Origin of the sequence: Streptomyces sp. NPDC056231 (genome assembly GCF_048270745.1) — a bacterium.
Taxonomy (GTDB): Bacteria; Actinomycetota; Actinomycetes; order Streptomycetales; family Streptomycetaceae; genus Streptomyces.
Window position 1 is genome coordinate 1 of record NZ_JBLVKW010000028.1, and the last position, 12,545, is coordinate 12,545.

At 68.5% G+C, this 12,545-nt stretch carries 12 protein-coding genes and 4 pseudogenes; 8 read left to right on the forward strand and 8 right to left on the reverse strand.

The genetic code is table 11. From position 1 onward, the window contains the following. Positions 1-425 precede the first annotated feature (425 nt). From ACNPQM_RS21705 to ACNPQM_RS21730, 6 genes and pseudogenes are all read left to right on the forward strand, one after another. On the forward strand, positions 426-1,559 hold the full coding sequence (locus ACNPQM_RS21705; RefSeq protein WP_418085361.1) for a PP2C family protein-serine/threonine phosphatase: 1,134 nt from the start codon (positions 426-428) through the stop codon (positions 1,557-1,559). A gap of 119 nt (positions 1,560-1,678) precedes the next feature. Further along, positions 1,679-1,936, forward strand: a complete 258-nt coding sequence (locus ACNPQM_RS21710) for a hypothetical protein (protein WP_418085362.1) — start codon at positions 1,679-1,681, stop codon at positions 1,934-1,936. Positions 1,937-1,944: 8 nt separating this feature from the next. Continuing rightward, positions 1,945-2,313 (forward strand): hypothetical protein, encoded by a 369-nt coding sequence (locus ACNPQM_RS21715; RefSeq protein WP_418085363.1) that lies wholly within the window; start codon positions 1,945-1,947, stop codon positions 2,311-2,313. A 355-nt stretch (positions 2,314-2,668) separates the two neighbouring features. Next, positions 2,669-3,052: pseudogene (locus ACNPQM_RS21720) on the forward strand (transposase family protein); the annotation flags it as partial. A gap of 351 nt (positions 3,053-3,403) precedes the next feature. Beyond that, positions 3,404-3,742: a hypothetical protein gene (locus ACNPQM_RS21725; RefSeq protein WP_418085364.1), complete on the forward strand. Its 339-nt coding sequence runs from the start codon at positions 3,404-3,406 to the stop codon at positions 3,740-3,742. A 186-nt stretch (positions 3,743-3,928) separates the two neighbouring features. Next, entirely contained in the window at positions 3,929-5,749 is a 1,821-nt protein-coding gene (locus tag ACNPQM_RS21730) for a phosphatidylglycerol lysyltransferase domain-containing protein (RefSeq protein ID WP_418085365.1), read from the forward strand. Between the two features lie 176 nt (positions 5,750-5,925). Here the strand turns inward: ACNPQM_RS21730 and ACNPQM_RS21735 are convergent, their stop codons facing one another. The 3 genes from ACNPQM_RS21735 to ACNPQM_RS21745 all read right to left on the reverse strand — a co-directional run bounded on the left by ACNPQM_RS21735 (position 5,926) and on the right by ACNPQM_RS21745 (position 7,033). Further along, entirely contained in the window at positions 5,926-6,369 is a 444-nt protein-coding gene (locus ACNPQM_RS21735) for an ISAs1 family transposase (RefSeq protein WP_418085366.1), read from the reverse strand. Positions 6,370-6,478: 109 nt separating this feature from the next. After that, entirely contained in the window at positions 6,479-6,745 is a 267-nt protein-coding gene (locus ACNPQM_RS21740) for an ester cyclase (RefSeq protein ID WP_418085367.1), read from the reverse strand. Positions 6,746-6,793: 48 nt separating this feature from the next. Then, complete coding sequence (locus ACNPQM_RS21745; protein WP_418085368.1) at positions 6,794-7,033, reverse strand: hypothetical protein; 240 nt, start codon at positions 7,031-7,033, stop codon at positions 6,794-6,796. A 184-nt stretch (positions 7,034-7,217) separates the two neighbouring features. On the opposite strand from ACNPQM_RS21745, the gene ACNPQM_RS21750 reads away from it, so the two are divergent. Then, positions 7,218-7,502: a helix-turn-helix domain-containing protein gene (locus tag ACNPQM_RS21750; protein ID WP_418085369.1), complete on the forward strand. Its 285-nt coding sequence runs from the start codon at positions 7,218-7,220 to the stop codon at positions 7,500-7,502. An 81-nt stretch (positions 7,503-7,583) separates the two neighbouring features. Here ACNPQM_RS21750 and ACNPQM_RS21755 read toward each other — a convergent pair. From ACNPQM_RS21755 to ACNPQM_RS21770, 4 genes and pseudogenes are all read right to left on the reverse strand, one after another. Continuing rightward, positions 7,584-7,769 (reverse strand): annotated as a pseudogene (locus ACNPQM_RS21755) (transposase); the annotation flags it as partial. Between the two features lie 98 nt (positions 7,770-7,867). After that, the gene (locus ACNPQM_RS21760; RefSeq protein ID WP_418085370.1) at positions 7,868-8,368 is read right to left on the reverse strand and encodes a DinB family protein; all 501 of its coding nucleotides are present in this window, start codon (positions 8,366-8,368) and stop codon (positions 7,868-7,870) included. A gap of 230 nt (positions 8,369-8,598) precedes the next feature. Beyond that, positions 8,599-8,847, reverse strand: a complete 249-nt coding sequence (locus ACNPQM_RS21765) for a hypothetical protein (protein WP_418085371.1) — start codon at positions 8,845-8,847, stop codon at positions 8,599-8,601. A gap of 44 nt (positions 8,848-8,891) precedes the next feature. Next, positions 8,892-9,667: pseudogene (locus ACNPQM_RS21770) on the reverse strand (integrase); the annotation flags it as partial. Positions 9,668-9,828: 161 nt separating this feature from the next. Here ACNPQM_RS21770 and ACNPQM_RS21775 point away from each other — a divergent pair. Continuing rightward, entirely contained in the window at positions 9,829-11,919 is a 2,091-nt protein-coding gene (locus ACNPQM_RS21775) for a pentapeptide repeat-containing protein (protein WP_418085372.1), read from the forward strand. Between the two features lie 71 nt (positions 11,920-11,990). Here ACNPQM_RS21775 and ACNPQM_RS21780 read toward each other — a convergent pair. Beyond that, positions 11,991-12,488 (reverse strand): annotated as a pseudogene (locus ACNPQM_RS21780) (integrase); the annotation flags it as partial. Between the last annotated feature and the right edge of the window lie 57 nt (positions 12,489-12,545).

Below are 12,545 nucleotides of genomic sequence, written 5' to 3' on the forward strand. Positions count from 1 at the left end.
CCCAACAACATCAACAACGTCCGCCTGAAACTCAAGAGGCTGGCCAAGCGCGGAATCCTGACCGAAACCGAGCAGGGCTTGTTCACCCAGCCGCGGCCATAGCCACCCAGCGAGCCGCGACCAGTCCGCCTGAATCGCCGAAACAGACATCAGCTCACGTACCGCCCTCTGAGGAGGGCCAGGTCCTCGGCAAGGCGCAGGACCCGGCCGTTGAACTCGTGGTCGTCCGGCTTACTTCTCGGGCAGGCTGCTGGCCACGGGCCACGTCAGTGGCCGCGTGCACAGCCGGTCGGCGGCGCGGTGGGTAAGACCCGCCTCGTGCTCGTCGGCTGGCTGGGGGTGCGCTACCGATGGAGCATAAGGGGTATATGGGTGTGCGACGTGTGTGGGATCACTTCCGGGAGCATCCAGCCGGTGGTGGGCTGGTGGCGGTCCCGTTTGTGCTGATTGTGACGATCGCCGCGCTGGATATCTACACCGGGCGCGATGTCCATCTGGGCCCACTGCTCGTCATCGCGCCCGCTCTGACCGCCTCCCTCGCCGGGCCACGGCTCACTGCTCTCGCCGGGGTCCTGGCAGTGGCGGCCCAGGTGTTCATCGCTGTCTTCCTCGGCGAACTGGCCACGACCAACCACTTGGCGCAGATCACCGCGCTGACCGTGCTCTCCGCCCTGGTGTTTTGCATACGGTTTGTGCGGGAGCGGCGCGACCGGGCGCTGAGCCGGGCACGCTCTGTGGCGGAGGCGGCTCAGCGGGTTCTGCTGCGGCCTCCACCACGCCGGATCGGGCCGTTGCGGGTGGCATGGCTGTATATGTCGGCGGAGGACGAGGCCGAGATCGGGGGTGATCTGTTTGCGTTCGCCCGCGCCGCGCATGCCGCGACGCGGGTGGTCATCGGCGATGTCCGGGGCCATGGGCTGGCCGCCATCGGTGAGGCCTCGCTGGTGCTGGGGGCATTCCGTGAGGGCGCTCACCGGTATGCCACTCTCCCCGGGTTGGTCACAGCACTCGAAGACAGCGTCTCCCGGAACCTGGAGGACGTGACGGACACCGAGCACGACCCCGGCGAGCACTTCATCACCTGCCTCGTCCTGGAGATCCCCGACGACGGCCTGCCGGCCGCCGAGATGATCAACTGCGGACATCCCCCGCCTCTGCTGGTGCACGATCAGCGGGTCACGGTCCTGCACGCCCGACAGCCCCTGCCTCCGCTGGGCGTGTGCGAACGACCGATCGAGGACAACCGCATCGACCCGTTCACCTTCAAAGGCGGTGACATGCTCGTCCTCTACACCGACGGTGTCATCGAAGCCCGCTCGCCGTCCCGAGCGTTCTACCCGCTCGCCGAACGAGTCGCCTCCTTCCCCGCCACCAACCCCGACACCCTGCTGCACCACATCCACCGCGATCTGCTCGCCCACGTCCGCGGCCACCTCGCCGACGACGCCGCCCTCCTCGTCATCGAACGCACCCCATCCCACCGGCCGCACCTCACACCCCATCCCATCGGTCACCACCGGCACCACCTCAATGGACCGACCCCGCCCCCAGACCGCTGAACCCAGGAACCGGGCGCCGGCAATGGTTTCGGCAGATTGACGCCCGCCGCGCATCCGACGCATCGGTTCGGGTACGTACCCGTACCCGTACCCTTGGGGGCATGGGAAGGAGTACGACGATGTCCGATGCCAATGTCCGTATCCCCAAGGAAGCCAAGGACCGGCTAGCCGCGATCGCGGCCGCCGAGGGCCTGTCGCTGCGCGCTTACCTGGCACGCCTGGCCGAGACCATGCTGACCCCGACCGAGCGTGCCGAGCGTGCCGAGAAGGCCAGGGCCGCGCTGAAGGAGTGGAACGGCTACGCCCCCACCCCGGCTGAGCAGGACGACCTGGACAGTGAGCTGGACCGGCGCCTGGCCCGAGTGACGGCCCGGTGAGCGACGCCATGCACATCGTTCTGGACGACACCGCGATGGCCGCGGCCGGCCAGGGCAACGTCCTCGCATCCCGCCTCATCCACCGGGCCCATGCCGAACCCGGCTGGTTCCTCTACGCCCCGGCGTGCGCGCTCGTCGAAGCCGACCGCGCACGCCCCGGCACGGCGGAACACTTGGCTTCTCTGCCCGGCATTTCTGTCCTGGACCTGGACCTGCCGGCCGCTCTCGCGATCGCGCAGCAGGTGACATGGGCCGCAGCACACACTCACTACGCCGCACAGCCCACCGCGGACCGTCCCGACGGGGCGATCGTCGCGACCACCGCGCCGAACCGGTGGGACGGAGAGCCGGTCCGTGTCCTGGACCTCACGCCCTGACCGATCAGCGAACGTGAGGGCCGGGCCGGAGGTCCGGCCCTCACGTCACGCCGGACGGGGAAGCCGCCGTGATTCGCCGGCATGGGCGGCAGCGTCCCGGGCCAGACCGACAGTTGGCCAGTGAGCGCGGCCTGGTTGGCAAGCTGGTCCAGTTGCTGCTGGCGGCGCCCGCCGGCCCCGGCAAGCGACACGTCCCCAGCGGACTCGATCAGGTGACCAGCACGCGTACTCATCAGGTGACTCCTTCGTGGAGAGTCCACACCTGATTCATGACTCTGTTCCGTAGTCGGTGGTGACGGCAGGTAACTGGCGTCGTTGACGTTGTATGCGAGATGCCAACTCCCTTGTGGCAACGGTGTTTTCAGGGCTATCGGCACTGGTCATCGATGATGTGGCGGACGACGGCGAGGTGATCCGGGTCTTGGCCCGGACCAGGGATGTTCCTTTTCCCTGCCCGATGTGCGGGGTGCCGACGGGGAAGGTGCACGGATACCACGTCCGGACGGTTGCGGATGTGCCAGTCGATGGCCGCCGGGTCGTGGTCAACGTCCGGGTACGACGTCTGGTCTGCCCGGTCCTGGGCTGCCGGCGGCAGACCTTCCGCGAGCAGGTCCCTGGGCTGATCGAGCGCCTTCAGCGCCGCACCACGCGTCTGACCAGCCAGGTCTCGGGGGTGGTCAAGGAGTTATGCGGCCGGGCGGCCGCCCGGCTCACCCGGATACTGGCCGTGCCCGTCGCCCGCCCGGCGGACCGCCAGGCGGGCTTCTTCCCGCGGACCCCGTTCACCGTCTGCCTCCCAGGGGCCGCTGTCGGTCAGTTCTGCGCAGCGGACCGGGCGAGCTTGATGCTGAGCCACAGCAAGCTCACCGGCATCCCGATGCCACTCGCGTCGGCCAGGGCGAGGTCACCGGTTCGGCGGCTGGCAGCAGCTGCCGCAGACCACGCTCGGTGACCGCGGGAACAGGGAAACGGGGCAGCGTGATGGTGATCGGGCCCGCGGCACGTCGCCTCGCCGCAACGACAGCCGGTTTCGCCCGCGGATCCAGCACTACGTACTGTAGGATCCGGCTCGCCGTCCACAGGGGATCCCATGCAGGAAGCGCATTATCCGGGGCCGGTCGCGTCGCCCGGCGAGGAGGTCGAGGGCGGGCTCGGGCCGACCGTCGCGCTGGTCGTCATGAGCCTGACGACCGCGGCCGTCGGGGTCTACCAGCTGTGCGGTTTCGGACTGCACATCCTCAACCCGCGCCCCCATCTGTTCAACGGTTTCGCCACTGCGGGAGTGATCGCCGCCACGGTGGCGGCGGGCGCCGCGATCGGCAACCTGGCGTGGCTGCTGACGGCGTCCCGCAGACGGGCGGCGGCCCTCGGGGGCGGCTGCGACTCCGCCGGCGGCGGCACCGATCCCACGCCCACCTCCGGCGAGTAAGGGCCCGCGCACCCGTTCCTTACCTTTCCCCGCAACAGTGGTGGGCGGCCGGCTCGGCTCGCCAGACCCCGTTACCCTACAAGGCGTAGGGTCAGCGACAAGGGGGCGCGGCGAGCACTCCACTCTCGGCTGTCCGCTCGCTGTCCACTCCATTTGCACCGGTCCTCTCGAGGTGACGTGTCACCCATGCCCATACAGAAGTCGGCCCTCGTCCGCCCGCAGCCCGGTTCCCGCGACGCCACGCCCTCCTCCCCCGGCCCCCGGCTGCGGCCCCGCGCCGCCTCGGCCACCGTCTGGTACCTGCGGCTGCTCGCTTTGCTCAACATCGTCGCCGTGGTCTCGCTGCCGTTCCGCGAGGAGGTCCACGAGCACAATGGAGGCGGGTTCTTCACGCCGTACCTGGCCACCGCCGGCCTGGTCTCGGCGGCGCTCGCACTGTTCCTGGCCATGGTGATGCGACGCCGGAAGCGGGCGGCCTGGGTGTTCAACCTGCTGCTCGCCGGACCCCTGTTCGCGCTCTACGTCCTCGCGCTGACCCAGGACCGGTACCAGGACCACGTCTTCAACTGGGTGTCCGCCGCGCTCACCGGCCTGTTCGTGACCGCGCTGCTGATCGGCCGGCGCGAGTTCCACGCCGTCGGCGACCGCTCCAACCCCAGACTCGCGCTCGCCGTCGGCGCCGGCGGCATCCTCGTCACCGGCTCCATCGGCACCTGGCTGGTCGACATCACGAACAAGGCGCACGGCGGCGCCTCCCTCGCCGAGAAGCTCTTTTACGCCCTGCTGCGCGGCATCAGCGTTGGCCCGCTCGCCGACCGCGTCCCCGACGTGCACGCGCCCCGCTGGGTCGACATCGTCATCAACGTCCTGATGGCGGCCACCTTCCTGCTCGTCCTCTACGCCTGCTTCCGTTCCCCCCGCGGCCGTGCCCTGCTCACCGAGGAGGACGAGAAGCAGCTGCGGGAGCTGCTCGACAGGCACGGCGAGCGGGACTCCCTGGGCTACTTCGCGCTGCGCCGCGACAAGGCCGCGATCTTCTCCCCCACCGGCAAGGCCGCCGTCACCTACCGCGTCGTCGGCGGCGTCAGCCTCGCCTCCGGCGACCCCATCGGCGACCCCGAAGCCTGGCCCGGCGCCATCGACGCCTGGCTGGCCGAGGCCCGCCGGCACGCCTGGACACCCGCCGTCATGGGTGCGAGCGAGGAGGCTGGCACCATCTACGCCCGGCACGGTCTGGACGCCCTCGAACTGGGCGACGAGGCCATCGTCGACGTCGCCGACTTCAGCCTCGAAGGGCGCGCCATGCGCGTCGTACGGCAGGCCCACAACCGGGTCCGCCGGGCCGGCTACACCGTGTGCATCCGCCGGCACGAGGACATCCCCGACGACGAGATGGCCCGGCTCGTCGAGCTGGCCGACGCCTGGCGCGACGGCGCCACCGAGCGCGGCTTCTCCATGGCGCTCGGGCGGCTCGGCGATCCCGCCGACGCCCGCTGCGTGATGCTGGAGTGCCGCGACGCCGACGGCCGGCCGCGCGCGCTGCTGAGCTTCGTCCCGTGGGGCGAGCACGGGCTGTCCCTGGACCTGATGCGCCGAGACCGCGACTCCGAGAACGGCCTGATGGAGTTCATGGTCGTCGAACTGCTGCTGCGTGGTGCGGAGATCGGCGTACAGCGGGTCTCGCTCAACTTCGCCATGTTCCGGTCGGTCTTCGAGCGCGGGGCGCGGCTGGGGGCCGGGCCGGTGCTGCGGCTGTGGCGCTCGGTGCTCACCTTCTTCTCCCGCTGGTGGCAGATCGAGTCCCTGTACCGGGCCAACGCCAAGTACCGGCCCTACTGGGAGCCCCGCTTCCTGCTCTTCGCCAAGAGCGCGGACATCCCGCGCATCGGCATCGCCAGCGCCCGCGCCGAAGGCTTCCTCACCCCGCCCGCGCTGCCGTCGTTCACCCGCCGCAAGGAGCAGCCCGCACCGGCCGTCGCCGAGGCGGCCGTCAAGTCCCTCAACTAACCAGTGATTCTTGATGAGTTCGGCGAGTTGTGCCGGGTCGGCCTGTTCGGGCGGCAGGCTCACGTAGACGGTCTTCGTCTCGGCTTTGCCAGTTTTGCGGTGGATGCGGCGGCGCTTGATCTCCAGGGCCTGGACGGCGTGCGGGAAGAGTCGACCGGGACGGACAGTACAGACCTTCAGACGGCGGATCTCACGGCGACCGTGCCCGGCCTTGATGGTGCGGTGCTGCAGCGGGATCTGCTGCCAGGGCAGGCGCCGCAACACTGCTTGTGCAGCTTCTTCTGGTTCCCCTTGACCACCAGGAGGTAGTAGCCGCCGGCGGTGACGACATGCTCGGCGTGGGCGCGCTGGGTGTGCATCGCGTCGGCGGTGACGACCACGCCGCGTAGGTCGATCCGGTCCAGCAGCGGGGCGAAGGCGGGTATTTCGTTGCTCTTCGCGGCGATTTGGCGCTGGGCGATCACGGTCTGGCAGGCGTGGAGCGCGGCGGCGAGCAGGTGCACGGCGCCGATGTCGGTGCGAGAATCCCGCACGGTCTTGCCGTCGACGGCCAGGCCGATCAGCCGGTCGCCCGGTTCGTCGACCGGGTCCGCGGTGTACCGGGCGAGCCAGGCGCCCACCGCGTCGTCCAGGGCGTCGAATGCCGCTGCTCCGGTGAGGGCTGCGGCTCTCCTGCGCGTTACGGAATCGGCGAGTGCTGCGGGAAATGCGCGATCGCTCGAAGTTCTGTCAGGAGGTCTTACCGCTGATCGTGTCCAGGAACCGGCCGAAGTTTCCCTCCGACCAGTGCTCCACGGACTGCAGGCCCTCGACACGGTCGATGGAGATGCCGGTGAGGTGGACCTCCAGGCCGGACGGCGGGATGCCGAGGATCGTCCCCGTGTGGACGCCCCCGAGGCGCCAGCGGGAGACGACTTTGTCGCCCTGGGCGATCTGGTCGTAGACGTCCATCTGGAAACCGGACAGTGACGACTGAAGTTCGAGGTCGCCCGCCATCCACGCGTCACGCGTGTTGGGCCCGTCGAACCCGTGCAGGATCAGGTCCTAGATGTACCGCGCGAAGCCACCGGCCAGATCACCGTTGTACGTGGAGTAGAACGCCGCCATCAGCCGCCGCGGCGACGAGGGACGGAACCCGCCCGTTTGCTCCTTGGGCGCTCCCTCGCCCTGCGCCATCGCCGGAGTGGCCATCGCCGCGAGTGTCGCGGCGGAGCCGAGGGCGGCGAGCGTGCCGATCACCGCGCGGCGACCGGGCGCGGACGCGGCGGGCTTGTGCTCAACCATGAGAACTCCTTGCTGGTCTCGAGTATTGGTTGGTGCCCCGACGGGTCCGTGGTCAGGCCGCGCGCAGCGGGGCGAGCGCGTTCGACCAGGCGACGACCTGGTCGAGGGTGGTGGTGAGGGTGGCGCCCTGCGCGTCGATGGCTTGGGGACGCTGAAGTTCTCGAAGTCGTGGAAGAGGGAGAGGGTGACCTGTGAGGATCGTCCTGCACGCAGCACGGGGCGCTCCAACGCGCGCATCGCCCGCGAGACGGGCCTGCACCTGGACACGGTCCGCGCCTGGCGCGACCGGTTCGCCCACGGCGGGCTGCCGGCCCTGGCCGACCGCAAGCGCACCGGGCGTCCCGCCGGCTTCACCCCCGTGCAGGTCGCCGAGGCCAAGGCGCTGGCCTGCCAGTTGCCGGCCAAGACCGGTACGCCCCTGTCGCGCTGGTCGTGCCCGGAGCTGACCGCGCGCGGGATAGACGGATGATCATGCCGCCTGAGAAGGCCACCACTCAACCTGACAACGCCCCTGCTGGAGCAGGTACTCCCAGGTTCCGTCGGCCGACTACAGCCGGTGCCGTTCGTAGATCGTCTTCCGCGGCCCGAGCCGTTCGGGCAGGTCACGCCACTGCACGCCGGTCCGCACGCGGTGCAAAATCCCGTCGATCACCTGTCGATGGTCCCGCCACCGCCCACAACGCCTGTTACTGACCGGCAGGAACGGCCGCAGCCGTTCCCACTCGGCATCACTCAGATCACCCCGCCCACGCCCATATCAACTGCCTGGATACGCGGTAGTCACACCGTCCCCGGAGCAACTCCACGAGGTTTCCCAGGCCGGGTTCCAGACGATCAGCCCTGTGGGTGGTCGCCCGTTCGCCCGTCCACAAGTTCCCGCACGATGTCCATGTGCCCGACGTGGCGCGCGGTTTCCTCGATCATGTGAATGAGTGTCCAGCGCAGGGACACCGATTCGCCGTGCCATGCGGTACCCAGGCTGTCGATCTCCAGCTCGTCGATCACCTTGTCGGACGCGGCACGGGCCCGACCGTAGAACGCAACGATGTCCGCAGCCGTTTCCGAGGATGTCGGGCGCAGATCGGCTTCCGGGTCGTCATCGTCGAACGGAAGAGGCTCCGTCTCACGCCCGAAGGTCTCGCTGAACCAGCCGTACTCAGTGGCTGCCAAGTGCTTCACGAGCCCCAGCAGGGAGGTCCCGGACGGCGTCATCTGCCGTCGTACCTGGTCCTCGTCTAGACCCTGCAGTTTCCACAGCACGACATCGCGGTGCCGATCAAGACTGATGCGCAAACTTTCCTTTTCGCCACCTGTGGCGGGAACACGTTGAGTCATTTGCGGACTGTAACAACCGGACGCTCGCTCCGTGCACTACCCCAGGGGCATCGAATGCCCCAGCAGCGGACGGGGGACTGCTGCAGTCCTCACCAGCCGGGCCCGAACATGACCGGCCGGACAAGCTCGACGCGAAAGCCGGGCAACCAGCATGCCCACCCTCACCTTGAGCAGCCGAAACGGCCCGCCGGAGTATCCGACGGACCGTCACGAAATATCGAGGCTAACGATCAACTACCGGCGCAGGACACTAGCCGGGCTTCGGAGCCCTGCTGATCGGTGCCCGAGGCGCGGGTGAAGTCGCTGACCTCGGCGACCTCCGGGGCGCCGGCGGCGGAGTCCGGCGCGTACAGGTGTGCCGTGATGGAGGTGATGGCGCTGTCGGACGAGGCGTACACCGAGACCAGGCCGGAGGCCGGCGTGCCGTCACTGCCCGCTCCGTACAGCACGGGTGCCACCGCGGCGTGCGCGGCCGGCACCGGGCCCAGCAGGACTGCGGGTGCCGATTAATCATCCGACCTGCTCAGGCGGCATGTTGGTACTCATGCAGGTTTCCGCCGAGCCGGTCTCGTCGGTGGACCTCCAGATGTGCGATCTGTCCTGGTTCGGTGATCGGTTCAGGTAGCGGGCGGAGCGGGGCGGCTTGGCCGGGGGCCCGGTGCGGCCGATGCCCGTTGTCGAACGATTCGAACTCTTGGAGTACGTGCAGGAGGTGGCTTTGGTTCCAGATCAAGGTGCGGTCCAGCAGCTCCCTGCGGCAGGTCTGTATCCAGCGCTCCATGATGGAGTTCATTCGGGGCATCCGGACACCGTTGGTGACGACCTCCAGCCCGGCGTCGGCGAGCACGGCGTCGAAGGCCTGTGTGAACTTCGAGTCCCGGTCGCGGATCAAGAACCTGGCCTGGCTGCCCGCGTCCTGGAGATCCATGGCGAGATTGCGTCCGACCTGTACCACCCAGTCCGCGGTGGGGTGTGCGGTGGCGCCCAGGATCCGGATCCTGCGGGTGGTGTGCTCGATGACGGCGAAAACGTACAGGCGTGCCCCGGCCAGGGTGCGGGTCTCGAAGAAGTCGCAGGCGAGGAGCGCGTCGGCCTGGCTGCGCAGGAAGTCGGCGCAGGTCGTGCCTTCGCGTTCGGGGGCGGGCGGGATGCCGTGCTCCTTGAGGATCTCCCAGACGGTGGAGGCGGCGATCTTGATGCCGAGCGCCGCGAGCTCACCGTGGATGCGCCGGTACCCCAGGAGCTGTTCTCGCGTGCCAGGCGCAAGACCGGGCTGCGGATCGAGCGGGAAGGCCTGCCAGTGACGCTCAAGCTCCTGACCTGGCCGGATGATTTGTCGGCACCCGCAAGGCCAGCCAATTCGGTGTGAGGCGTGATCAGTTCTTGAGAGAGTGGCTCCCCACGTCAGGACCTGATGCCCCCAGCCCGCTATGAGCCGACAAGCCACTGGAGTCACTGTCATGAGCACCCCACCTGCCCCCATGCGCATCCCGCCGGGGTGGCCTCATTGCGGCCACGGCTCCGACCCGGCCACCGATCCCGTCGGCTGCCCCGGCATCCACGTTCCCGGCCACACCGCATGTCTGGCCCACCTGGACGACGACGACCGCACCTTTTATCTCGACGGTCTGTTTCCCGGCGCGGACGTCGATCACCGCGGCACTCCTTTCACCTCAGCCCTCGTCCTCGCCCTCCGCGAGGCCCTCACGGACCCCACCACCAGAAGCATTCATGTCGGAGAAGCCTTGTTCAGCGGGGCGCATTTCTCCGGCGATGCCGGCTTCGCCGCGTGGAAGTTCACCAGCGAGGCACTGTTCGATGGGGCGCACTTCTCCGGCAGGGCGAGTTTCGGCTCGGTAACGATCATCGGCGAGTCCATCTTCGACGGGGCCCAGTTCACCGGCACGGCCGACTTCAACGATGCGCACATTTGCATGTCCCACTTCACCGGGGCGCAGTTCTTCAGCACCGCCACCTTCGAGCAGACTCAGTTCGCGGATGGCACCGGGTTCCATGGGGCGCACTTCAACGGCAGGGCCATATTCGACAACGCGCAATTCTCGATGGCCTACTTCGGGGAGGCACACTTCTCCGGCGAGGCCGACTTCAACGGGGCACAGTTCACCGACACCGCCAACTTCACCGAGACGCAGTTCTCCAGCACCGCCAGCTTCAGAGACGTTCAATTCACGAGCGACGCCCATTTCTTCCAGGCACAGTTCAGCGCCGCCGAGTTCTTCCAGGCACAGTTCTCCAGCGCCGCAGTCTTCGGCCATACCCAGTTCTCCGGCCCCGCCAGATTCGGCGACGTGCAGTTCTCCGGGCCCGCCCGATTCGTCGGGGTGCACTTCTCCGACGACGCCGACTTCCGTGGAGCGCAGTTTGCGGTCACGCCTCGACTAGAGGCGATGGTGTGTGCGGGCGTGATGGATCTGTCCGGCGTGGTGTTCAAAGAGCCGGTAGCGCTAGAGGTCGCTGGCCGTGAGGTTCGCTGCGAAAGGACGCGCTGGGAGTCAACAGCGACTCTGCGCCTGCGCTACGCGACCGTGGACCTGAGCCACGCGGTGCTGTCGTTCCCCGTGGCGGTGGCTGCCCATCCCACTGCCTTCCGCGTGAGCAATTTCACCGGTACGTCCATGGCAATGTCGGAGAGCCTGCTGGCTGGCCACCTGCCCGCGGTGCAAGTGACCTCGGTACGCGGCGTGGACGCCGCGCACCTCATGTTGACCGACACCGACCTGAGCGACTGCTTGTTCTCCGGTGCCTTCCACCTCGACCAGCTACGCCTCGAAGGTCGCTGCGCGTTCGCCCCTACCCCTACGGGCCTCCACCGCCGCAACCACATATGGCCCTACCGGTGGAGCCGCCGGCGGGCCCTGGCCGAGGAACACCACTGGCGCGCCCACACAGCCAACCAGCCCACCTCGCCCAGGGGCCAAGTGCCCTCCCCACGGGACTGGCGCACCGGTCCGGACCACCCCGACCCAGACCTCACCCCCGATCCGGAGGACGTGGCTGCGCTCTACCGGCAGCTGCGCAAGGCGTTCGAGGACGGCAAGAACGAACCCGGGGCCGCCGATTTCTACTACGGCGAGATGGAGATGCGCCGCCACGACCGTATCGACACCCCTCCTGGCGAACGGGCCCTGCTGTGGGGGTATTGGCTGCTCTCCGGTTACGGCTTGCGCGCGTCCCGAGCCCTGGGCTGCCTGTTCGCTGCCGTGGCGGCCACCATTGTGCTCATGATGGGACTCGGCCTCCCCGACTCGTCACCCCAGCAGGTCGCCACGGGTACCGTCCCCGCCGGCGGCGGGAAGGTGACGCTGGTCGTCGACAAAAAGGACCCGCGGCTGACGTTGCCCGTCGCTGACCGATTCACCGTGGAACGCTTCGACAAGTCCATGCAAGTGGTACTGAACTCCGTCGTGTTCCGCACCAGCGGCCAGGACCTCACCACCTGCGGCACCTACACGGAGATGGTCAGCCGCTTCACGGAACCTGTCCTGCTCGCACTGGCCGTCCTCGCTATGCGCAGCCGCATCAAACGCTGACACTCAGGCGCTCCGTACGGGGAAGCTTCACACCGCCCAGCGTGGCCGTACCCGGCCGCTTACGTGCAGCCGGAGGAGCGCTGGGGCGCGGGATCGGTCCCGGCTTCCTTCAAGATCTCCCAGACGGTGGACGCGGCCACCTTCACCCCCAGCACGAGCAGCTCGCCATGCACCCTCCTGTAGCCCCAGCTGGGGTTCTCGTTCGCCAGGCGCAATACCAGGGCCCGGATGAAGTGCACGGTCCGCGGTCGTCCTGGGCGCTTGGGTCGGGAGGCGGCGCCGTGGCGGCGTGCGAGAAGGTCGCGATGCCGGCGCAGTAGCGTATCCGGGCGTACCAGCAGCCGCACTCTGCGGAGCACATCCCTCGGAAGTCGGTGCAGTGGCGCCGCCAGGAACGCCCGATCGCTCAGGGTGAACCGCACCCTCTTCTCGCCCAGTTGGCGTTCCAGGACCGTGATCTGATGGCGCAGGGCGAGGATCTCCGCGTCCTTCTCTCGATCGCTCATCGGTAGCAGGCGCAGCCTGGCGAACGCGTTCGCCATGCCCAGGTAAGCCAGCCGAAGCAGCATGGTCGATCATCATGCCGTGGTGATCGACAACCACGCGAGGGCACTGGCTCAAGCGAC